18 protein-coding genes and 3 pseudogenes are annotated in these 22,213 nt (G+C 65.0%); 9 read left to right on the top strand and 12 right to left on the bottom strand.

The window, feature by feature from the left end; genetic code table 11:
* The first annotated feature begins 1 nt into the window (after position 1).
* Both CBI38_RS30005 and CBI38_RS30010 read left to right on the top strand, forming a co-directional pair.
* A complete protein-coding gene (locus tag CBI38_RS30005; RefSeq protein ID WP_109335477.1) occupies positions 2-319 on the top strand; it encodes a metal-sensitive transcriptional regulator in 318 nt (105 codons plus the stop codon).
* 36 nt (positions 320-355) lie between these two features.
* Entirely contained in the window at positions 356-2,419 is a 2,064-nt protein-coding gene (locus CBI38_RS30010) for a heavy metal translocating P-type ATPase (RefSeq protein WP_109334649.1), read from the top strand.
* Between the two features lie 185 nt (positions 2,420-2,604).
* On the opposite strand, the gene CBI38_RS30015 is transcribed toward CBI38_RS30010, so the two are convergent.
* Positions 2,605-3,930 (bottom strand): HNH endonuclease signature motif containing protein, encoded by a 1,326-nt coding sequence (locus tag CBI38_RS30015; RefSeq protein ID WP_109334650.1) that lies wholly within the window; start codon positions 3,928-3,930, stop codon positions 2,605-2,607.
* 233 nt (positions 3,931-4,163) lie between these two features.
* Between CBI38_RS30015 and CBI38_RS39445 the strand changes: the two genes are divergently transcribed.
* The gene (locus tag CBI38_RS39445) at positions 4,164-4,520 is read left to right on the top strand and encodes a formate dehydrogenase accessory sulfurtransferase FdhD (RefSeq protein ID WP_230990288.1); all 357 of its coding nucleotides are present in this window, start codon (positions 4,164-4,166) and stop codon (positions 4,518-4,520) included.
* Positions 4,521-4,829: 309 nt separating this feature from the next.
* Positions 4,830-8,306 carry a serine/threonine-protein kinase gene (locus CBI38_RS30025; RefSeq protein ID WP_109334651.1) on the top strand — a complete coding sequence of 1,159 codons (3,477 nt, stop codon included), beginning with the start codon at positions 4,830-4,832 and terminating at the stop codon, positions 8,304-8,306.
* A 304-nt stretch (positions 8,307-8,610) separates the two neighbouring features.
* Here the strand turns inward: CBI38_RS30025 and CBI38_RS39450 are convergent, their stop codons facing one another.
* The 3 genes and pseudogenes from CBI38_RS39450 to CBI38_RS30035 form a co-directional block, all read right to left on the bottom strand.
* Positions 8,611-9,048 (bottom strand): nucleotidyl transferase AbiEii/AbiGii toxin family protein, encoded by a 438-nt coding sequence (locus CBI38_RS39450; protein ID WP_335743630.1) that lies wholly within the window; start codon positions 9,046-9,048, stop codon positions 8,611-8,613.
* A pseudogene (locus CBI38_RS39455) lies at positions 9,020-9,379 on the bottom strand (CocE/NonD family hydrolase); the annotation flags it as partial. The gene CBI38_RS39450 and the pseudogene CBI38_RS39455, both read right to left, overlap by 29 nt.
* Positions 9,380-9,536: 157 nt before the next feature.
* Complete coding sequence (locus CBI38_RS30035; RefSeq protein ID WP_109334653.1) at positions 9,537-10,403, bottom strand: alpha/beta fold hydrolase; 867 nt, start codon at positions 10,401-10,403, stop codon at positions 9,537-9,539.
* A 152-nt stretch (positions 10,404-10,555) separates the two neighbouring features.
* On the opposite strand from CBI38_RS30035, the gene CBI38_RS30040 reads away from it, so the two are divergent.
* Positions 10,556-11,149: a TetR/AcrR family transcriptional regulator gene (locus CBI38_RS30040; RefSeq protein ID WP_109335478.1), complete on the top strand. Its 594-nt coding sequence runs from the start codon at positions 10,556-10,558 to the stop codon at positions 11,147-11,149.
* 43 nt (positions 11,150-11,192) lie between these two features.
* Here the strand turns inward: CBI38_RS30040 and CBI38_RS30045 are convergent, their stop codons facing one another.
* Genes CBI38_RS30045 through CBI38_RS30060 form a run of 4 tightly spaced genes read right to left on the bottom strand, consistent with a single transcriptional unit; the run spans position 11,193 to position 15,866 of the window.
* Positions 11,193-12,437 carry an NADH:flavin oxidoreductase/NADH oxidase family protein gene (locus CBI38_RS30045; protein ID WP_109334654.1) on the bottom strand — a complete coding sequence of 415 codons (1,245 nt, stop codon included), beginning with the start codon at positions 12,435-12,437 and terminating at the stop codon, positions 11,193-11,195.
* A 29-nt stretch (positions 12,438-12,466) separates the two neighbouring features.
* The gene (locus CBI38_RS30050) at positions 12,467-13,930 is read right to left on the bottom strand and encodes a class I adenylate-forming enzyme family protein (RefSeq protein ID WP_109335479.1); all 1,464 of its coding nucleotides are present in this window, start codon (positions 13,928-13,930) and stop codon (positions 12,467-12,469) included.
* 11 nt (positions 13,931-13,941) lie between these two features.
* Complete coding sequence (locus tag CBI38_RS30055; RefSeq protein ID WP_230990016.1) at positions 13,942-14,889, bottom strand: alpha/beta hydrolase; 948 nt, start codon at positions 14,887-14,889, stop codon at positions 13,942-13,944.
* Between the two features lie 8 nt (positions 14,890-14,897).
* On the bottom strand, positions 14,898-15,866 hold the full coding sequence (locus CBI38_RS30060) for an enoyl-CoA hydratase/isomerase family protein (protein ID WP_109334656.1): 969 nt from the start codon (positions 15,864-15,866) through the stop codon (positions 14,898-14,900).
* A 172-nt stretch (positions 15,867-16,038) separates the two neighbouring features.
* Between CBI38_RS30060 and CBI38_RS30065 the strand changes: the two genes are divergently transcribed.
* The 3 genes from CBI38_RS30065 to CBI38_RS30075 all read left to right on the top strand — a co-directional run bounded on the left by CBI38_RS30065 (position 16,039) and on the right by CBI38_RS30075 (position 18,780).
* Entirely contained in the window at positions 16,039-16,764 is a 726-nt protein-coding gene (locus CBI38_RS30065; RefSeq protein ID WP_109334657.1) for a TetR/AcrR family transcriptional regulator, read from the top strand.
* A 74-nt stretch (positions 16,765-16,838) separates the two neighbouring features.
* A complete protein-coding gene (locus CBI38_RS30070) occupies positions 16,839-17,741 on the top strand; it encodes an SDR family oxidoreductase (RefSeq protein ID WP_109334658.1) in 903 nt (300 codons plus the stop codon).
* 37 nt (positions 17,742-17,778) lie between these two features.
* Positions 17,779-18,780 (top strand): NADP-dependent oxidoreductase, encoded by a 1,002-nt coding sequence (locus tag CBI38_RS30075; RefSeq protein WP_109334659.1) that lies wholly within the window; start codon positions 17,779-17,781, stop codon positions 18,778-18,780.
* A gap of 29 nt (positions 18,781-18,809) precedes the next feature.
* Here CBI38_RS30075 and CBI38_RS30080 read toward each other — a convergent pair.
* The 3 genes and pseudogenes from CBI38_RS30080 to CBI38_RS30090 all read right to left on the bottom strand — a co-directional run.
* Positions 18,810-18,978: pseudogene (locus tag CBI38_RS30080) on the bottom strand (glucose-6-phosphate isomerase); the annotation flags it as partial.
* 41 nt (positions 18,979-19,019) lie between these two features.
* Complete coding sequence (gene gnd, locus CBI38_RS30085) at positions 19,020-19,991, bottom strand: phosphogluconate dehydrogenase (NAD(+)-dependent, decarboxylating) (RefSeq protein WP_335743608.1); 972 nt, start codon at positions 19,989-19,991, stop codon at positions 19,020-19,022.
* A 115-nt stretch (positions 19,992-20,106) separates the two neighbouring features.
* The gene (locus CBI38_RS30090) at positions 20,107-20,607 is read right to left on the bottom strand and encodes a MarR family winged helix-turn-helix transcriptional regulator (protein ID WP_230990018.1); all 501 of its coding nucleotides are present in this window, start codon (positions 20,605-20,607) and stop codon (positions 20,107-20,109) included.
* Positions 20,608-20,771: 164 nt separating this feature from the next.
* Here CBI38_RS30090 and CBI38_RS30095 point away from each other — a divergent pair, with 164 nt between their 5' ends.
* On the top strand, positions 20,772-21,650 hold the full coding sequence (locus tag CBI38_RS30095) for a DODA-type extradiol aromatic ring-opening family dioxygenase (RefSeq protein ID WP_162603306.1): 879 nt from the start codon (positions 20,772-20,774) through the stop codon (positions 21,648-21,650).
* A gap of 16 nt (positions 21,651-21,666) precedes the next feature.
* Here the strand turns inward: CBI38_RS30095 and CBI38_RS30100 are convergent.
* Positions 21,667-22,053: pseudogene (locus CBI38_RS30100) on the bottom strand (GTP-binding protein); the annotation flags it as partial.
* Positions 22,054-22,213: the final 160 nt, after the last annotated feature.

The following is a 22,213-nucleotide window of genomic DNA, read 5'->3' on the forward strand; positions in this document are numbered from 1 at the left end:
CATGGCTTCCGCAGACACCCCACACGACGAGCATGCCGGACACGGCTACATCAGCGGAAAGGACGAGTATCTCAAGCGGTTACGCCGGATCGAGGGACAAGCCCGCGGCCTTCAGCGGATGGTCGAGGACGAGAAATACTGCATCGACATCCTCACTCAGGTCTCCGCGATGACCAAGGCGCTGCAAGCCGTGGCGCTCGGTCTGCTCGACGACCACATCAGCCACTGCGTCGTCGACGCCGCCGTCGCAGGCGGGCCGGAGGCCGAAGCCAAGATCAAGGAAGCCACCGACGCCATCGCACGCCTGGTGCGTTCCTGACCCACCGAAACGAGCACAGCTTCCAAGGGAGCAGCCATGTCTCACCAACATCAACAAGAAGTACACGTCGGGCACGACAGCCACCAGGAACACGGTGACCGGCACGCCGGACACGGGGCTCACGGCGAGATGTTCCGGGAGAAGTTCTGGGTCAGTCTTCTGCTGTCGGTGCCGGTGGTGGCGTTCAGCCACATGTTCGCCGACCTCCTCGGCTACATGGTTCCCGACTTCCCGGGAGCGTCCTGGATTCCCCCCGTCCTCGGCACCGCAATCTTCGTCTACGGCGGCGCCCCATTTCTCACAGGCGGATGGGCCGAGCTGAAGTCGCGCCGGCCCGGCATGATGCTGTTGATCAGCATGGCCATCACGGTGGCGTTTCTGGCGTCGTGGGTGACGACACTGGGACTGGGTGGGTTCAACCTCGACTTCTGGTGGGAACTGGCGCTTCTCATCGTCATCATGCTGCTCGGCCATTGGCTGGAGATGCGGGCCCTCGGCTCGGCGTCCGGCGCACTCGACGCGCTCGCGGCGCTCCTTCCGGACACCGCCGACAAGGTTACCGATGACGGAATCACCGAAGTGCCCGTCTCCGAATTGTCGGCGGGTGACCTGGTTCTGGTGCGCGCAGGCGCCCGTGTCCCCGCCGACGGCACCGTGGCGGACGGGCAGGCAGAGGTCGACGAGTCGATGATCACCGGCGAATCCGCCCCTGTCCTCCGCACCACCGGCGACAGGGTCGTGGCCGGAACCGTCGCCACGGACAGCGCCCTCCGTGTCCACGTCGACGCAGTGGGGGCAGACACCGCACTCGCCGGAATTCAGCGTCTCGTCGCCGACGCCCAGGCCTCGTCGTCGCGCGCCCAGGCCCTCGCGGATCGTGCCGCGGCGTTCCTCTTCTACTTCGCCTCGCTCGCAGGCGTTCTCACCTTCCTGGTGTGGTCGCTTCTCGGGAACGTCGACGAAGCGGTCGTGCACACGGTGACCGTTCTGGTGATCGCCTGCCCGCATGCCCTCGGTCTGGCCATCCCCCTCGTCATCGCCATCTCCACCGAACGCGCCGCGAAGGCCGGTGTGCTGGTGAAGGACCGCCTCGCACTCGAGCGCATGCGAAATGTGGACGTCGTGCTGTTCGACAAGACCGGCACGCTGACGCAGGCCAGGCATGCGGTCACCGGAGTCGTCGCCGTCGCCGGCACCACGGAGCACGAACTGCTCGCTCTGGCAGCAGCGGTCGAGGCAGACAGCGAGCATCCCGTGGCCCGCGCCATCGTCGCCGAGGCCGCCGCCCGGGTACCCGCGAACATACACACCGACGCGTCACAGTTTCGTTCGGATCCCGGCCGGGGCGTGCGCGCGGTCGTCGACGACCATACGGTCGCGGTGGGTGGACCGGCCATGCTTGCCGGACTGGAGATCGTTGCCCCGGAATCGATTACGCGCACTATCGCGGGATGGATCGATCGTGGCGCTTCCGTACTGCACGTGGTCCGCGACGGGGCGGTTCTGGGTGCGCTCGCGCTCGAGGACGCCGTCCGCCCGGAGTCGCGGCAGGCGGTCGACGCACTCCACGCCCGCGGTGTGAAGGTCGCGATGATCACCGGCGACGCCCGGCAGGTGGCGGACGCCGTGGCGGCCGACCTCGGCATCGACGAAACCCTCGCCGACGTACTGCCCGAGAACAAGGACGCCGAAGTCGCTGCACTGCAAAAGCGGGGACATCGGGTGGCGATGGTCGGGGACGGTGTCAACGACGCACCGGCGCTCGCCCGTGCCGATGTGGGTGTCGCGATCGGGGCGGGAACGGACGTCGCCATCGAATCTGCCGGCGTTGTCCTGGCCGCCGACGACCCCCGAGCGGTGCTGTCGATCATCGACCTCTCCCGCGCCAGCTACCGCAAGATGTGGCAGAACCTGGTGTGGGCAACCGGATACAACATTATCGCCGTCCCACTGGCCGCGGGTGTGCTCGCCTTCGCCGGTGTCGCAATCTCACCGGCAGTGGCCGCGATCCTGATGTCCGTGTCCACCGTCGTCGTCGCGCTCAACGCCCAGTTACTGCGTCGGCTCGACCTCGATCCACGACGACTGGGGCGGTCCTGACCGGGACATCGGAAGTAGACCGGCGCCGAAAACTGGTTTAGTAGCAACGGGCTTGGTGGGGTTGATGAGGACTGAGGTCGCTGCCGTCCGGCCTGGGCGCTTGGCATTTGGCACGACGGCATGCCGGCTCCGCAACAGGAGTGGTCCTGTTGCAGAGTCGGCAAGTGTGTGTCGCGCCTCGGGGGTCAGGCCGCTCGGGGTCGGGCCTGGTTGTGCGCGGGTATGGGTGTGCGTTCCCGGTCGACTTGCCGGGGCGGGATGAAGGCGGGGTGCCGGTCTGCTCCGATTTCGATTTCCCAGTCACTGTGGTGGAGCAGTCGGTGATGGAACCCGCAGAGCAGCACGAGGTTGTCCATGTCGGAGGGTCCACCTTTGGACCAGTGGACGATGTGATGGCCCTCGCACCATGAGGGTGGTGCACCGCATCCGGGGAATGCGCATCCTCGATCTCTCGCGACCAGCGCTTTTCGTTGTCGTTTGGTCACGGTCCGGGTGGTGGTGCCGAGGTCGAGTGGCGCGTCGTGGTCGTCGAGCACGATCGGCGTGTAGATCGAGTCACAGCTGAGGAGCCGAGCCGCTCGCAGGCTCAGCGGTCCCATCCACTCGGTCCACGCGACCCCGTCGACCGCGAACAGCGACGGGTCGGTCGCGCAGGCGCCGCGCTGATCTTCTGCGCTGGCGCCGGCATGGTCGCCGTGGTCGGCGAGGTCTTTGACGTTGATGTGGAGGGAGACGTGGGGTCGTTCTCGGCCTTCTTCGCCGGCGATTGCGGAGTTGAGGTACCGGCGCAGCAGTTCGGTGAACCCGGCGGCCCTGCGCTGTCCGGGGGTGCGGGTGTCTATGGTTCCGTCCTGCGCGGGTCGCGGCTGGGAGAGTCCGGAGAGCGCGGAGAGCAGCATTTCACCGGTGACGGCGTCGAGGTCGCCTTTGACGGCGACGCGTCCGTTGAGCGTTCTGGAGGCGTGGAATTCGTTGAGTTCGGTGTCTTCGGCGGGCGGCGGGTCGTCGGATTCGAAGGCGCGTTCGAGGCGCGCGATGACGGCCCGCACGGCGTCGGTGTTGGCGGTAGGACCGCTCGCCGCGTACAGCAATGCGTTTCGGCAGTCGTCCATCGCAGCGAGTGGCATGCCTTGGGGCGGTCTCTCGCAGAATTTCATGATCAGTGCGGCGTGCTCCGCCGACATCGTGGTGTCGAAGTATGCGTCCGCGATTTCCGGTTGGGAACGTAACCCTCGTCCCAACATCACGATTCGTCCCGCCGCACCGACCTCGAGCAATGTTGTGGAGGCCAGCCACATCTTGGTGTTCGGAAACCCGAGCACATCGACCTTGCAGCGGTGGTCGACGGCACCGACGAGCCTGACCCGCAAAGCCTCGAGTCGCTGAATCTCCTCCGACACAGCAACCACCGATTCGAGCAACTCGGCCTCGGCCAGACGCCACGCATCACCGACCGCAGTCGCCAGAATCTCGTCCGACAACGCCCCCTGGATATCCTCCCCGATCCCCATGATTCAATTCTAGCTCGAACGTTTGTTCGAGTCAATGGCGAGAACGACCCACCCGTCCTCGACGCCGTCTCAACGCGCCGACTGGACAACATCACAGATCTGTAGGGGCTCATTCATCACAACCGCAGGGGCTGGCAACTGGTTGCCTCGGGTGTCCCGGGTTCGGATGTGACACTCGCGCAGGCTTTCTGTTCACCGAGTGCATCATCGGCGACAGGGCGGATACCGCGGCGATCCGGTACTGCAACAGTGTCGACGGGCACGGGATCAACACCTACAACGTCCTCGACGTCGACCTCGCCTCGGGGATCTTCCTGCCCGACAACGGCATCAAACGCAACATTTACACCCCCTCCTCCTGCGGGGTATGTGGGACGGCGTTCCTCGACGCGATCCGGCAACGCACGAAGGATTCCCCGGCCACCGATCCGGTGCGCATCGACTCGGCCACCCCCGCAATGTTGTCGGACACCCTGCGGGCGGCGCAGAAGGTGTTCGACACCACCGGCGGGTTGCACGCGGCCGATGTTCACTGCCACCGGGGACCTGCTGACGGTCAAGGAGGACGTCGGCCGGCACAACGCGGTTGACACGCCCCCACGACACCGGACTGACCCTCTTCGGATTCCTCCGCGGCACCACCATGAACATCTACACCCACCCCCCACCACATCATCAACGTCCGTACGTTGACGAACCAGCCCTAGCACCGATCGGCCTCTGGACCGGTGTCCGCCCGATTCTTCCCACCCTGACGCCGGCAAACGCTTTTCGGCGACTGGATGGCTGCCGGTATCTAGAATGGGGTAGGCGCAGTGCGAGGAGGCCCTCATGGGCAGGTGTTGGTCGGTCCGGGCACGCCGCATCGGCGAACCAGGCGACGTGCGCTGAGGCTTGCCATGCCGGACGACGCCACCGAGAGCACGCAACGACAGGTCGACGCAGACGTCGTCGCGGAGTTGGCGGCTGAAGGTTTCGAAAACGCGTGCATCGTCGGCCGCGGCGGCTTCGGCATCGTGTACCGGTGCCGGCAGCCGACGCTCGACCGCGTGGTCGCCGTCAAAGTCCTGAGCCCAGACCCGGACCACATGGATCGGGCCCGTTTCCTGCGCGAGCAACAGGCGATGGGGCGGTTGTCCGGACACCCGAACATCGTCCACGTGCTGCAAGCGGGAATCACCTACACCGGTCGCCCCTACATTGTGATGCCATTTCACCGCCGTGATTCCCTCGATTCCTGGATCACCAAGCACGGCGCGTTGACGGCTGCAGAGGCGCTGGCCGTCGGTGTCAAACTCGCCGGTGCTCTGGAAACCGCTCATCGCGCGGGAGTACTGCATCGCGACATCAAACCGGGGAACATTCTGTTGACCGAGTACGGCGAGCCGCAGCTGACCGACTTCGGCATCGCACGCATCACGGGCGGCGAGGAGACCACCCGGGGTCTGGTGGCCGGGTCACCCGCTTACACCGCCCCGGAACTGCTCAGCGGCGCCGACGCGTCGGTGGTCACGGATGTCTATGGCCTCGGGGCGACACTGTTCACGGCACTGGCGGGCCGGCCCGCGTTTGCCCGTCGCCGCGGCGAGCAGGTCTTCGCCCAGCTGATGCGCATCGGCACGGAGCCGCTGCCCGATCTGCGAGATGCGGGTGTCCCCGAAGCGGTGTGCGACGTGGTCGAGTCGGCAATGGCCCGGGACCCAGCGGAGCGCCCCGCCACTGCTGCGGACCTGGGCGGCGCGCTGCGACGGGCGGGCGAACACATCGGCCTGGCCCTGGCGGATATCCCGCTTCCGATCGTCGACGAGGCAGACCGCCCCTTCCTGCCCTCGGATGAGGTCGAGGTCGGCGTGTCCGAGTACCTTCGATACCGACGGGGCAGCGGGACCCGGCTGGATCGTCCTCCGCCACCGAGTGCGTCCACCAAGTACCGTCCACCGGTTACATCGGGTGCGGCGGTGGCGCGCACGCAACTGCTCGAGCGCCTCCGTCGGAGCGGGCGTCGGCGTCTAGTGCTCATTCACGGACCTGTCGGGTTCGGTAAGAGCACGCTCGCCGCTCAACGGCTTGCGGCCCTGCGGGAGGAAGGGGTGGCTACCGCTTGGCTGACAATCGACAACGACGACAACACGCTCATCTGGTTCCTCACCCACCTGATCGAGTCCATTGCGGTGGCGGAACCAGCTTTCGGCCGAGAGCTGGTTCGTGAACTCGAAGTCTACGGCGCGGACCGCGAACGGTATGTTCTCACCTCGTTGATCGACAAGCTTCATTCGGCCGACCAGCACGTCGCAGTGGTCATCGACGATTGGCACCGCGTGAGCAACGAAGACACGCGGTTGGCGCTGGCATTCCTGCTCGAGCACGGCTGCCACCATCTACATTTGATCGTCACCAGCCGCACCCGGCTGGGTCTGCCGCTCAGTAGATTGAGCGTGCGCAACGAACTCGTCGAAATAGATTCCTCCGCTTTGCGTTTCGACGTCCGGGAGTCGACCCAGTTGTTGGTGGACCGCTCCGGCCTCCACCTGGACGCACCTGACATCGTCGAGCTCGAACAGTCGACGGACGGATGGGCAGCGGCACTACAACTGGTCTCACTTGCCCTGCGTGATCACCCGGACCCACGGAGGCTGATCGACCACCTGTCCGGAGGGAATCGGGCAATAGGCGAGTATTTGGCCGAGAACGTCCTCGGCAATCTCGATCGAGGCACCCTCGATTTCCTCCTCGCGACCTCGATCACCGAGAAAATCTGCGGCAGCTTGGCACGCGCGCTCACCGACAGCCGGGAAGGGCAAGCGACGCTCGAGGACATCGAGTCCCGTGATCTGTTCCTGCGACGGCTCGATGAGGAAGGGAGATGGTTCCGCTACCACCATCTGTTCGCCGAGTTCCTGCAACACCGCCTCGAGCGTGACGATCCCGACCGAATTGTCGAGCTTCATCGTCGAGCAGGTCGGTGGTTCGCGGACCGGCACCTTCTCAGCCAGGCGGTTGACCACTACCTCCTCGCAGGTGAGGAAGACGATGCTGTCACGCTCGTCGAGGACGCCGCGATGGATTTACTCGAGCAGTCGCAGATGGGGACGCTTCTCGGTCTCGCCGCGAAGCTGCCGGCGAAGGGAACTACCGATCGGCCCCGCTTACACATCGCTATCGCGTGGGCGCACGCGTTGCTGCATCATCCGCGCGACGCCGAACACAATCTTTCCGTCGCGGAGACCGCACTGGCCAGCGGCGACGATGGCGACCACGCTGTCGTAGATATGCGCGTCGAAGTGACATCCATCCGGGCTGCTGTCGCCGCGTTCGACGACAAGATCGACGGACTCGATGAGACCGTCGAGAAGTGTATGGCCCGGGCGGACACACTGCGGCCATGGGTACTGTGCGGAGCCGCCGACGTCGCATCCTTCCGCGCTATCTACCAATTCGATTTCGACGAAGCCCGCCGATGGCAAAAATGGGCCCTACCCTTCCACCAACGGTCCGCCGGGCCCTTCAGCGTGTTGTACGGATATTGCATGGCCGGGATCGCGGCACGCGAACAACTCGATCTGCCAGCGGCTGAGACCAGTTTCCGGCACGCTATGACACTGGCCTCGGAGGCCGAAGAGGGTCTCGGCTACGGCACCCGGCTCACCGCTGCCCTACTCGGCGACCTGCTGTACGAACAGGGGCACCTCGCCGACTCGGATCAACTCCTCGACCGTAGCCACACCTTGGGTGCCGAGGGTGGCACCGTCGACTTCATGCTTGCCACCTACGGCACGGGTGCCCGACTGAAACTCCTACTCGGACAAAAGGATGCGGCGAAGGCGCGTCTCGACGAGGGTGCCCGGCTGGCGCAACAACTGGGCTTGCCCCGTTTGGCAGCGCGCATTACCAACGAACGAGTTCGAACCGGGATTGGACACGCGGCTTCCGGGCCCCCGGTTATCGACCTCGAGAGCCGACAAATGCCCGACCGGAACAACGGAATCGCCGTCGTGACTTTCGAACTGGAAGAGGATTCGGCGATTCGGTCAGCACTGACCGCCCACGATCAGGACCTCGCGCCCGTCTACGAAAGGGCACACGCCCTCGTCGAGTCGATCGATCGACGGGTTCGCCCGCGGGCATTCCTGCACGCCGCCCTGCTGCAGGTGGAAGTGTCGGCCACCATGGGACAGGAAGATGAGGCACTGACGGAACTGTTGCCGCTCGCCGAGCAGTGCGCTCGGCTCGGGCTGGTACGACCGATACTGGACGCCGGACCCGCGGTGAGCAGGTTGGCACGACGTCTCCGCACACATCTTCACGAGCGCGCCGTCGCTGCCGCCTCCACCGGCTTGAACCAGTACCTCGACGACTTGGAGAAGCAACCGACCTGAGCGACTACGACTCTCTCGCTGTATGGAATGTTGGCTTAGGCAGGCCGAACGGCCTTGTGACGCCAACTCTCGCTCGATGACCCGTCAGCCTTTCTGATGTTCTGACGCCGTGAAATGCGGTAGGCCTTCTATTGCGGACCCACTCGACCCGAAGCGCGGCCCCACTGCTGCATGCAACGGGACCGACATCTGATTGCGGTACCGGATAGGCCGCCTCGCTCGAACCTTTATGACTGCTTCAACCCGCTTCTGCGACGCTCCCGTGCGGACGTTCACACAGGCTCCGACGCGCCCGAAAGTCATTTCAGGCTCGCCCATGCGGTGCGGACGGTGTGGAGGGCCTCGGTGGCGGTGATGGTGAGTCTGGTTTGGCCGGCGGGTTGTGTGTGCCATTCGTTGTCGCTGGGCGGGCGGGTGAAGACGTAGGCGCCGAGGTTCTTCCCGGTCGGCCCGAGCTTGCGGAACAGTGCGCGGTCTCGGGGTTGATCGCGCCGATGTTGGTCAGTCCCCATAGGTCCCAGAGGTCGCGGGCCGCGGCGCGATCGCACCAGGTGGCGGTTTTGGATGCGGCGAACGCGGGCAGGGTGGGCACGAACAGCCGGGCGGGTGGGGCGTCGCTGTAGCGCTGGATGAGGGTGCGTGATTCGGTGGGCCAGAGGGTGCGGTCGGTGGAGGAGAGGAGTTGAATCTTCACCGCGAGCGAGAGCTGCGGCCCATTGAGTCTGACCGGTATAGCTTCCACCGAACATGCCGATCTTGCCGTTGTTGCCGGGAAGGCCAGTCGCCCAGACGACGGTGTCGTACCCCTCCTGCTGCTCGTAGGCCCAGGGCAGCCACTCTCCGTCGGAATCGGATCGGCCACGGGTGTCCTGCTGCACGACGATGTAGCCACGCTTCACTGCAGTCAGGGTGTCGAAGATCAGAACGTTCAACGATGCCGTCCGGTCGTGCGGGGTGCGCTGGATCAGCACCGGACACGAACCCGCCGCCGCCGGCCGATAGACATCCGCCCTGAGAATCATGCCGTCGCGCATCGGCACCTCCACATTGAGATCGATGCTGATCTGACTCATTTGGGGTTTCCTACCTTCATTCGAACACCAACTCGATGCACACCCGGTGCTCGGGAACGCGCCTGGAGTGTGCGGGAGCACCGGGTGTGGATCCTGTGATTGCGGTCACTCATTAGGTACACAAACGGGTACGAGTAGGCAGGGAAACGTACCCCACTCAGGGCTGGGCAAGGAATTCGAGCACTTCAGGAACGAATCGCTGGTGGTACTGAAAGACCCCGCCGTGTCCGGAGTTGGGATAGATCGTCAACTGCGAGTTCGGCAGTTGCCGCGCCAGGTCCTCCGAGTGCTCGCTCGCGACCATCAGGTCGTGGTCGCCATTCGCGACGAAGGTGGGGTGGGTGACCACCGACAGGTCGTCCGGAGTCGCCTTTCCGCCTCGTACGATCGCTGCGATTTGCGCAAACCTGGCTTGGATGGAAATCGGCTTGTCGCGGCCGTCGGTTCGCTCGGCCAAACGTGCGAAGTAGTCGTTCGCTGCACGTTTGCCTTCAGAGGTGCGGGGAAAGAAGAGGAAGTGCCGTGGGTCCTTGCGCGTGAGCGCTGCCTTCAGATACGCACTGGTGACGATTCGAGCCATCTTGTCGATACCGCTACCCCCACGCGGCCCGGTACCGGCGAGCACCATTCGTCGCACGAGCCGAGGTTCTCGCAGCGCGATGACTTGAGCCACCGCACCTCCGAGCGAAAAACCGAACAAGTCGACCGCGTCGTGGCCGAGAGCGCGGATGAATGCAATTGCGTCGACGCCCATCTGCGTGAGGTCGGCGGGTACTCGCGAGCCGCTGGCACCCACCCCGCGATTGTCGAACGCGATCACATGGTGGTGCCGAGCGATGCCGTCCAACACTCGGGGGTCCCAGTCATCCATGACCGCGGTGAAATGGTGAAGAAACACCACCGGCACTCCGCCCCTGGGCCCCAGTTCGCGGTACGCGAACGGCACACCGTTGACGTCGATGACTTTTGTCGGCGCCTTTGCCCAAGCAATTGCGTCGCTGTCTTGCGCGTTGTGAAGAGACATTTCTACTACTCCTTGTAGCTCGACATCGATCGTTTGCCGACCATCGAGCCGATTAGCGTACGACCATAATATTACGAACGTCAGGCTATCGCGTAGACTCATGGCTGGCAAGGAAGACGCCGTGGTGACCTATGAAGCAAGGTGGTGCAGAAATGGCGCGGTACGACGAAGCGCACAAGGCTCAGACGCGTCGTCGCATACTCGACACTGCGGGTCGGCGACTCAAGCGCAGCGGTATCGATGGTTCCGGCGTGAGCGCGCTCATGCCGGACGCGGGTCTGACCAATGGCGCTTTCTACGCGCACTTCGGTTCGAAAGATCAGCTCGTCGCCATTACCGTCACGGATCAGTTGACAGCGCAGGAGGAAACGCTGCGTTCGTTGCTCTCCGACGACGGTTCGCTCCAATCATTCGTCGAGGAGTACCTGTCGTGCGACCATCGCGATCATCCAGATCAGGGTTGTCCCTCAGCCGCCTTGCTGGACGAGATCGGGCGGGCGAGCACTGAGATCCGCGGTGCATATACCGAAGGAATCGCGAGAATTATCGAGGTGGTGGCGAGCCGCGCCGACGGTGACGAATCAGCTTCTGCCAGAAGCACAGCCATTGGCCTCATTGCGGTACTTGTCGGCACGATGCAGCTCGCCCGAGCCGTAACCGATGAACAGCTGTCGGCGGAGATACTGGCTTCTGGAATCGCCAACGCGGGCCGGCTTCTGGAGCACGCCGAGCCGAACTCCCACTGAGCACCGCCCCAGGTCGCCGACCCACCGGTTCACCTCGGCCGGCCTATCCGCCCCGCTTGGGTCGAAAGGATGTCCGGCCGTTGCGACGCAACAGTGCGACCGTGGTGGCGAGCAGCCCCCGATTCAGATCGGGTTCGAGACCGGCGCTGATGCGGTGCAGCTGGTCGGTGTGCCAGCCGAGATCGAGGAGCCCGTCCAGCGCCTTGACGTCGACTACCCTACCCAGGACACCCCGCATTCCGGATCGCGACTGATGAGTGGTGAGGGCGTCGGCGCGCCCGGCGAGGATGACGTCGGCAGCATCGGTGGTCGTCGCAGTGGGCCGTCCGATCCCGACGACATCGCACTCGCCGGCACCGATCGCCCCCTCCATGGCGGTGCGGGAGCGGAAACCGCCGGTCACTGCCAACGGGACATCTCCTGCCAGCGCGCGGACAGTGCGTGCGTAGTCGAGAAAGTACGCCTCACGAGCGCGGGTACTCGCCGCGGCACTGCCCATCATGGCGGGAGACTCGTAGCTTCCTCCGCTGACCTCGATCAGGTCGAGGCCTTCCTGGGCCAGCGCCGCGACCACAGCGCGGGACTCGTCCTCGGTGAATCCGCCGCGTTGGAAGTCGGCCGAGTTGAGTTTGATGCCGACCGCGAAGCCCGGTGACACCCGCGCGCGAATGCGACGCACCACCTCGAGGACGAAGCGCATCCGGCGCTGCGGGTCACCACCCCACTCGTCATCGCGCCGGTTCACCAATGGTGAGAGGAACTGGGCGACGAGGTAGCCATGGGCACCGTGAATCTGCACGCCGTCGAAACCTGCTGTCTCACAGACGAGCGCGGCAGCGGCGAAACGTTCGACGATGCCCTCGATTTCACCGGAGGTCAGCTCCCGCGGGGTGGACGCGCCGGGAATATCGAGCGGCACCGGACTCGGTGCGACGGGAGTGTTTCCGAGGGCGAGCGGGTTCGCCTGACGTCCGGGATGATTGAGTTGAACCCAGATCGGGACACCGGCATCTTTGGTCGTCTTCGCCCAGCGGGTCAGCGCGTCGAGATCACGCTCGTCCTCGATGACGATATTGCCCGGCTCACCGAGCTGGGTGCGGTCGACCATGACGTTGCCGGTGACGAGCAGCCCGTAGCCGCCTCGGCTCCAGGTGGCGTAGAGCTGTTCGAGGCGGTGGTCAGGAGAGTTCCGTCTATCACCGAGCGCTTCACTCAATGCGGACTTCATGATTCGGTTCGGAAGTATCTGACCGCAGGGCAACGGTAATGGATCGTGCAGGGAGGCCATGAAGCAGTACCTTTCGCAGGGATTGATGGTTACGACGGCGCAGGGGCATGTGCGGCCCGCAGTGTGTTCTTGTCGATCTTGCCGACCGCATTCTTGGCGATGGCTTCGACGACGACGATCGACGTCGGCCGCTTGTAGCGGCTGAGTTTCTGCGTGCACAGTGCATGCAGGGCAGCCGGATCGACGGTCGAATCGGGTGCCGGTTGCACGTAGGCGACAACGACCTCGCCCCAAATGTGGTCGGGTACGCCGATCACGGCGGCCTCGAGCACGGACGGGTGGCCGGCGAGGACGTCCTCGATTTCCTTGGGGTAGATGTTCTCGCCGCCGCGGATGATCATGTCTTTCGATCGCCCGACCAGTGTCAGATAGCCTTCCGCATCGAGGTGGCCGACATCGCCGGTGTGCAGCCATCCGTCGACGATGACGCGGGCCGTTTCGTCCGGGCGGCCGAGGTAGCCGCGCATGACATTGGGGCCGCGCACGACGACCTCTCCGTCCATACCCACACCCATGTCGGTGCCGTTCGGGTCGACGATGCGAATTTCTTGACCTGGGAAGGCAATCCCGACCGTTCCGGCGCGCCGGGGCCCCGACACAGGGTTGAGGGTGGACGCGCAGGTTCCTTCGGACAGCCCGTAGCCCTCGAGGAGGGGAAATCCGTACCGGTCCTCGAATCTGCCCAGTAACTCCGCTGAGGCGGGTGCTGCGCCGCAGATGCCGAAACGAAGTGAGGATGTGTCGGGCCGAACCTCGTTCGGGAGGGCCGCCAGGATGCTGTAGATCGTCGGCACCGCGCTGAAGAAGGTCGGGCGTTCGGATTCGACGAGATCGAAAAAGGTTCGAGGATCGAATCGGCCGGCGATGACGACGCTCGCGCCGGCGAGCAGCGGGGTGAGGACGCTGACGACGATGCCGTTGACGTGGAAGAGCGGCAGGATCAGCAGGCATCGGTCTGCCTCACCCAGTTGCAGTGCCTGGGCACCCATCTCGGCCATGGCGTCGATGTTGGTGTGGTCGAGCATCACCCCCTTCGGCACTCCGGTGGTGCCGCTGGTGTAGATCAGGAGGGCGGGGGCCGACGTATCTGCGGGAGGTGCGGGGTCCGCCGCCACGGGCGCGTCGTACAGATCAGCGACACGGAGAGTGACGACATCATCCGCGGGCGTCGGGCCGTCCTCGACGACGAGCAGCCGTGCAGCGGAGTCGGCGAGCTGCCGAGCGACCTCGACGTCGGTCAGGGCCGGGTTGACCGGGGTGATCGTGGCACCGAGTCGCCAGGTCGCGAACAGCAGCACCACGAACTCGGAGCGGTTCGCCAGCTTCAGGGCCACGACATCTCCGGGCCCGATTCCCCGGTGCTGGAGGTGGCGTGCTGCCGCGCGGACCCGGCTCAGCAGCTGAGCGTTGGTGAGCGAGCCGGTGGCGTCGGAGATTGCGGGTCCGTGCGGGTCGAGATCGGCGCGGCGGTCGGGCAGCGATGCGAACGTCATGGTGGTCGTGTTCACCTTCGGTGTGGTGCCGCCCGGCCCGGTGAGGGTGTGACCGGTGCTGCATCGAGATGGCGGGTGAGGAACTCGATCTGATCGCTTACCAGGGCTTCGAAGGGTTCGCCGAGGTAGAAGTCGAAGTGGCCGGCGTCGTAGGTCTTGATCTCGCCTCGTGGTGCGGTACGCGCGTAGCGGAGAGTCTGAGCGGGTGGGGTGACGGTGTCGGTGTTGCTGATGCAGAACAGGATCGGAAAGTCGATGTTCTGCGCTGCGCGCCCCGGCCGGTAGGTGACCAGGCTGGGAATCACCCGGGCCGCTACCTCGTTTCGGAACGTCGCCCCGGTCGGCACGATAGCTCGGTAGCCGGGAAGTGCATCCGGGGCATTCATCAGGGCCAGTGAACCGGGTGCGCCGGCGAGCGGAATCATGACCGGCTCGCGTCGGCGAACCTTGGCCGCCAGATCCCGGGCGATCAGAGGCGAGGCTTTCACCGAGGCGGCCGGACCGAGTGCGAGCGCGGAGGCCAGCCCGTCGGTGAACGGGCATTGGGCGACGGCTGCTCGCAGTTCCGGATGCCGCGACGCGACGGTGATGGCGTGTCCACCGCCGAAGGAACTGCCCCACACGGCAATGCGTGTGCTGTCGAGACCGTCACGAGCCTTGACCCACGCAATGGCGGAATCCCAGTCGGCAAGCTGCTTCTTGATCGACAGCAGCTGGCGGGGATGGCCGCCGCTGTCGCCGAAGTGCCGATAGGTGAACGCGAAGGCGGCGATGCCTGCCTTGGCGAAACGCTCGGCGAAAGCGTCCAGACGCATGTCGCGGGTGGCTCCCAGGCCGTGGCCGAGGATGACCACGGGCGGCGAGGTGACGCCGGTGGGCAGATACAGCCATGCCGCGCAGGAACTGTCACCGGAGGAGAAGAGGACGTCGTGACGGGTGTAGGGCTTCTTGTTGGCCATGGCTGGTCTCACTGTCCGTTCGTCGAGCGGGACCCGGGCACGCGCCCGGATACGAGCGCCTGTTTGTAGATGTCCGGATTGTAGAGGGGCAGCTCCCCGGTGGAATCGGTGCTCTCGAGATAGTCGAGCATCAACTGCTGACCGTCCTCGGACTGATCCGTACCGAGGAACTCGGTGCGCTCGACATGCAGTCCCTCCGCCAGCGACATCGAGCCGCCGAAATACACCGACCGCTTGACCGCCGCGACCGCTTCCCTCGGGCGGGCGCCGAAGTATTCGGCGAGTTCGGTCGCCCGGGAAACCACGTCGCCCGGCGCAACGACCTCGTCGACGGCTCCGTTGGCGAGGGCCTGCGCGGGGGTGAACGGTCTGCCTTCGAGTATGGCGACCAGGGACCTATGGGTACCGATCAGTCGAGTCAGGCGCTGAGTACCGCCACCGCCCGGATTGATTCCCAGCAGTACCTCGGGCTGACCGATGAAGAAATCGCCGTCAGCCATGACCCGCAGGTCACACGCCCAGGCGAACTCCGCACCCAGACCGAGCGCCGAACCGTTCAGGGCAGCAACGAAAATGACGCCGCTCGCGTTCATCCGCAGGAACGTCGCATGCAGACGGTCGAGCTGGACTGCTCCCCACAGCGGGGTTTTGCGCATCACAGGCTCGAGGGCACGAGCGCGATCCGCACCTCGGGCCACCCGCGCGATCGCGGAGGCACCGCGCCGGCCGAACGGCGGGACCGCCGCCCCCTCTTCCTGCAGCCACCGCACATCCGCATGGCTGACGAATCGGCCCGGCCGTGTGCCGGTGAACACCACGGCGCGGATGCCCGGATCCCGGTCGACCCGGTCTACCAACTCCTCGAGCTGGTTGGCGATATCGATGCCGAACAGGCTGTGCGGGCCGCCGTCGACCCGCACGATCAACACCTCTCCGCGGTCCTCGACCTCGAGATGTCCCTTGGTTTTGTATGTCATGAGATTTCACCTTCGTGAATGGAGGAAGGGGGAAGCATGTCCGGCGTGCCGGAGTCGGTGCCAGCCGCCAGTAACTTCGTTATGGGAGTACTGTAACCTCGTTATTGGCTAGTGGCAACCGTCACTCGGATCGATGGATGCCCCAGCGGAAGATGCGAAGTCAGGTGTAGATATGGGAGAGACGTCGTCGGTGCCGGTTCCCGGGAGTGTTCCGGAACGGTTGGTTCTGGCCACGGTCGGTCTGCTGGCCGAACAGGGCCCGTCCGCGATCAAGGCGCGAACCGTGGCGTCCGCGGCCGGTCTGTCGACGATGGTGGTCTACCACCACTTCGGCGGGATACCCGAGCTCGTCCGCGCGGTCGCAGACCATGGGTTCACCGAACTCGGCACCGCCTTTTCCCGAGTGCCGGAGACTGAGGATCCGGTCGTGGATCTGTTCGCACTGGCATTGGCGTGTCGGCGCCTGGCGCGCGAGAACCCCCATCTATACGACCTGATGTTCGGACTGTCCATCCGCGCTACCTACCGGCCGCTGGAGTCGGACGTGCGATTGAGTGGACATTCCCTGGCGTTCCGCGAAGCCTACGCACGCGTCATCCATGCATGTGCACGTCTTGTGAGTTCCGGCAGGGTCGAGCCCCACGCCCCAGAGGTGGTCGCTGCCCAACTGTGGAGTTACGTCCACGGTTTCATCACCCTCGAGCTGGGCGAGCATTTCGCCGAGTTCGACGACGCGGTGCTGCAGGTTATGTTGCCGATGGGAGTGAACTTTGCCGTCGGCTTCGGCGACACCCGCGAACTCGCCCAGGCCTCACATGAGCGGGCGTTAAGCCTCTACGGGTCGGCCGAGCCGGCGGGAAGTTCGACGGGCGAGTCGGAAGTGGCCTCGGGCGCGTAGCGAGCTCGCCGCACTCAGTGCAGATTTCGGTTGAGGGTATTGCGCTCGTCACATAACGAAGTTACAGTCGAGCTATGAAACGAGATCTGGTGGGACGGAAAGTGATTGTCACGGGGGCCGCGCGAGGCATCGGCGAGCAGGTGGCGCGCCTGGCCGCGGCCCAGGGGGCCCGTGTCGCTCTGATCGGCCTCGAGCCAGACAGACTGCAAGCCCTCGCCGCGGAACTGGGGCCGTCGTCCCATTGGTGCGAGGCGGACGTGCGGGACAGCACAGCGCTGCAGACCGCGATCGACGAGTGCGCCGGTGCCATGAACGGTGTCGACATGGTCGTCGCCAACGCCGGAGTGGCCGCCTATGGAACGGTGCGGCACGCGGACGAAGCGTCCTTCGAGCGAGTCGTGGACATCAACTTGAACGGCGTATTCCGCACACTCAAGCATGCGACACCCCACCTGCAACGCAGCGGAGGCCACGTGCTGATCGTGGCATCCGCGCTGTCCTTCACCTCGATAGGCGGTCTTGCCTCCTACGGTGCGAGCAAGGCCGGGGTCGAGGCGCTCGCGCTCGCCTACCGCGGTGAAGTGGCCCATCTCGGGATCACCGTCGGCCTGGTTCATCCGTCGTGGATCGACACCGACCTGGTGCGAGGCGCCGAGGTCGACATTCCCTCCTTCCAACAGATGCGCAACCGCCTCCCGTATCCGGGGAACGTCACGACCAGTGCCGAGCGGGCGGCCTCGGCGATCGTGGACGGACTCGCATACCGGCGCAGTCGCGTCTATGTGCCGCGGGCCGTCGTCGTCGCCAACTGGGCGAAGGCCCTGTTGAACTCACCGCTGGTCTGGCCGTGGACGAGGCGGTTCTCCGCCCTGACAATCCCGTCGCTCGAGACCGAAGTTGCCGCCTTGGGCCGCAACGACCAGCTCGTTCCACGCTTCGAGTCGTCCGGCCGAGAGCGATCCCCGGTTTCCGCCTGAGCGGCGCCCCGACACAAAAAGCAAGGAGAAGACCACGATGAAGGCAATCGTTCTCGATCGTTACGGAAGCAATGACGGCGTGCGGTTCGGCGAAACTCCCGACCCGGAAGTGGACCCCGGTGACGTCCTGGTTCAGATTCACGCCGCGAGTGTGAACCCGCTCGACCTGAAAATTAGAGAGGGAAAACTCAAACCCGTCCTGCCGTATCGCCTGCCGATCGTGTTGGGCAATGACCTGGCCGGGGTGGTCGTCAAGGTTGGACGTGATGTGCGGAGATTCCAGCCAGGTGACGAGGTGTATGCGCGACCGGACCAAGGCCGGATCGGCGCCTTCGCGGAACTCATCGCAATGCGGGAAGACGATGTGGCTCTCGCGCCACGAGAGCTCACCATGGAGGAGGCGGCTTCGATACCTCTGGTCGGCCTGACCGCGTGGCAAGCGTTGGTCGAGAGGGCGAATCTGCAGGCCGGACAGAAGGTTCTCATCCATGCCGGCTCAGGTGGGGTGGGTACCTTCGCGATCCAATTGGCCAAGCACCTCGGTGCGACCGTGGCCACGACGACGAGCACCGCGAATATCGACTGGGTGCAACGTCTCGGTGCCGACATCGTCATCGACTACAAGAAGGAAGACTTCGCGGCGGTCCTACGCGATTACGATCTCGTCCTCGACACCCTGGGTGGGGACACGCTCGCGAACTCCCTCCGCGTTCTCAAACCGGGCGGCAAGGTCATCTCGGTTGCCGGTCCGCCGGATCACACTTTCGCGAAAGAAGCCGGCCTGAACTGGATCGTGCAACAGGTGATGCGCCTTCTGAGCTTTCGGATCAGACGAAACGCCAAGCGTCACCACGTCACTTACTCCTTCCTCTTCATGAAATCGAGTGGAGACCAGTTGCACCAGCTCGCGTCCATCATCGATTCCGGCGCCATACGTCCAGTGGTGGATCGAATCTTTCCGTTCGAACAGACCAAAGAGGCTCTGGCATACGTCGACCAGGGGCGCGCAAAGGGCAAGGTCGTCGTCAAGGTCAGGTGAGATTTTCTGAGCAGCGGGCGGCCGGACGACGCGTGCTGCCCGTCGTTGCCGGGCTCAACCCACCAGATGGTCCGGGTGATGGTGCCGACCAGAGCTCGATTGGCCTGCACCGCTGCACCGTTGGACTCCATGGTCAACTGCTGGGTAAGCACGAAACCGGGCGAGATCGTTCGGATACGTCAGGATGGTCCGGATTTCGGTGTTGCGGCGATGTCCGGTTGGGTCGAGGTTGTCACGGGTCAGGCGATTCCGGACGATGCGGCGGACCGGACGGCGTGTCCCCCGAACTGATTACGCAGTGCCGAAACCGCTTTCATGGCGGGGGAGTCGTCCTGGCGGGAAGCGAACCGCGCGAACAATGCGGCGGAGATCACCGGCGCGGGAACCGCGTGGGCGATGGCCTCTTCGACGGTCCAACGGCCTTCACCGGAATCCTCGGTGTAGCCGGAGATCGCGGCCAATTGGGGATCGTCGGACAGGGCCTGCACCAGGAGGTCGAGCAGCCAGGAACGGACCACGGTGCCCTTGGACCACGCGCGCAGCACGGCGGGCACGTCGACGATGGATTCCTCCGCCGCGAGCAGTTCGTACCCCTCGGCGTAGGCCTGCATCAGTCCGTATTCGATACCGTTGTGCACCATCTTCGCGTAGTGGCCGGCGCCAACCGGGCCGACGTGCACAAAGGAATCCTCCCGCGCACCGTCCGGGCGCAGCGCATCGAAGACCGGCATCAACCGGTCGATGTCGGCCGCGTCGCCGCCGGCCATCAGCGCGTACCCGTTCTCGCGTCCCCACACCCCGCCGGAAACGCCGCAGTCGAGGTAACAAATGCCGTGTTCGGCAAGAATTTCCGAGTTGAGCGTGTCGTCGGTGAACCGGGAGTTGCCGCCGTCGACGACGACGTCCCCGGGGGCCAGGAGGCGAGAGAGTTGTCCGATGACCTGACGGGTCGGCGCCCCAGCGGGCACCATCACCCATACCGCGCGGGGAGCGGGAAGTGACTCGACCAACGCTTCGAGGCTGTCCGCGTCGCTGTCGGCGGAATTCGGATCGTATCCGATTGCCTGTAATCCACGGTCGCGCAGACGCTCCCGCATGTTCAGTCCCATTTTGCCCAGACCGACCAGTCCCAGTTTCATCGTCACCATTCCCGTTTCACATCGGCGATCTTGCCGAGATCTATGTCTACGGGGGAATCGGGTCGACCTCACCTGACCGGACGGGCAGCCGGCACTGGCCGCTCGGCCAAGTGCATCTTGGCGGCGCTACGCGAAGCCTGAGGTGATCGGCGATTCGGAGCTCGTACTCGTCCCAACGGCGCCGCGGTCATGCCGGGAAGCGTGAGTAGGCGTCCTCGGGGTCGATGGCGGCAAGGACGCGTCTGTTGATTGCGGTCATTTGGCGAAGCTGCGCCTTGGTGAGGGGGTCGATGACAAGGCGCCGGACCTCGGTGACGTGGCCGGGGGCAGTGTCGACGACTTTGTCCCACCCCGCACTGGTCAAAATCGCCAACGTCGAGCGACCGTCGGCGGGGTCGGGTATGCGGCGCACCCACTGCGCCTTCTCGAGCCGCCCGACTGCGTAAGACAACCGCGACAACGATCCTTCGGCCAACTCCGCGAGTGCGCTCATCCGCAGGGTTCGTTCCGGCGACTCGGACAGTGCGGCCAGGATCTGGTACTCGAAGTGCGACACGCCCGCGTCACGTTTGAGTTGAGCATCGAGGGCCGGTTGCAATCGCATGAGGACGCTCGCCAGAGACAACCAGGCCGCGCGCTCGTCCGCTTCCAGCCATCGGGTGTCCGGTTCTTCTTCCTCCGCGTTCACTCGGTCATCGTATCCGGATTGCTACGCGTGGAACGCGAGTAGGGTTGGCTTGACTGTTCAAGTAATACTCCGTAGTCTTCATTTGAACATTTAAGTAACTGTGGCGCTGGAGCAGTCGCAGGACACGTTCGCCGGAACCCGGATGATGAAAGTGAGGGATATCGATGACCTCCCACGCCCCCGACCCGTTCAACCCCGCGGTTCCCGCCGGCGCCTACGACGCCTTGCTCGCACGCGTGTTGCCGCAGGCACGTGGACACAGGGCTTGGGCGGCTGGAGACGGGCCGCTGCCGTCGTTGTTCGTCAGCCACGGCGCGCCACCTACCCTCGACGACCCGCAGTGGCTCGATGATCTGTTCTCCTGGGCGCAGTCCATGCCGAAGCCCCGCGGGATTGTCGTCGTCTCGGCGCACTGGGAGGACGCCCCGGTCGCCATCACCGGTGCGGCAGCGGGTACACCGCTCTACTACGACTTCGGCGGCTTCCATCCGCGTTACTACACCCTGCAGTACGCCACACCCGACGCCACCCACCTGGCTCGCCGCCTCACGCGAACGCTCAGCCGCACCACCACCGTGCACGAGTTCACCGACCGCGGTCTCGACCACGGTGCCTTCATACCGCTGATGGCGATGTACCCCGCCGCCGACGTACCGGTCGTGCAGCTCAGCATGCCCAGCCTCGACCCCGAGGCGCTGCTCAACCTCGGCCAGCGACTGCGCCACCTGCGGGAGGAGGGATTCCTCATCATGGGGTCGGGCTTCATGACGCACAGCTTCGCCGTCCTGCGTGACCCCGGGCTGCGAGGACACATCACGGCATTCGACGAGTGGGCCGCCGACGCGCTGAGCTGCGGCGACGTCGACGCCCTGGTCGACTACCGCACCAAGGCGCCCGGTGCACATGTTGCGCACCCGACGGCCGACCACTTCGTGCCACTCCTACTGACGATGGGCGCCGCCACAGACGTCGGTGCCGCCGCGACCACCGCCATCGATCGAATCGCCTGGGGAAACTCCATCCGGTCAATTCAGGTAACTTGATCCCGCAGAGGCGGATTCATCGGATCAGTGTTTCGAGGGCGTAGGCCGCGATTTCGAGCAGGCAGTTCTTCACCGACGCCTGATCTCGTGCGTCGACAGACAGGATCGGGATGTGAGCGGCGATTGCCAGCGCGGCCCGGATGTCGGTGATCGGATAGCGGGGCGCGCCATCGAATTCGTTGACAGCAACGACGAAGGGAAGCCTGCGGGATTCGAAGTAGTCGACGGCTGCGAAGCTGTCGTCGAGGCGGCGAGTATCGATCAGGACGATCGCACCGACCGCGCCGCGCACGAGGTCGTCCCACATGAACCAGAACCGTTGCTGCCCGGGGGTGCCGAACAGGTAGAGGATCAGATCGTCGGCGAGGGTGAGACGTCCGAAATCCATTGCTACGGTGGTTGAGGGACGCCATCGCGCTTTCCGGGGCCGTGTCTGTCGACAGTGAATGGTGCGAGCCCATCCCCGCCCAGGCTGCGGCCTGACCCCATCGATCCGGCGGCACAACCGCGTTCACCTGACCGGACGGGCAGCCAGCACTGGCCGCTCGGCCAAGTGCATTCCG

The sequence above is a fragment of the Rhodococcus oxybenzonivorans genome (assembly GCF_003130705.1).
In the GTDB taxonomy this organism is placed as follows: domain Bacteria; phylum Actinomycetota; class Actinomycetes; order Mycobacteriales; family Mycobacteriaceae; genus Rhodococcus_F; species Rhodococcus_F oxybenzonivorans.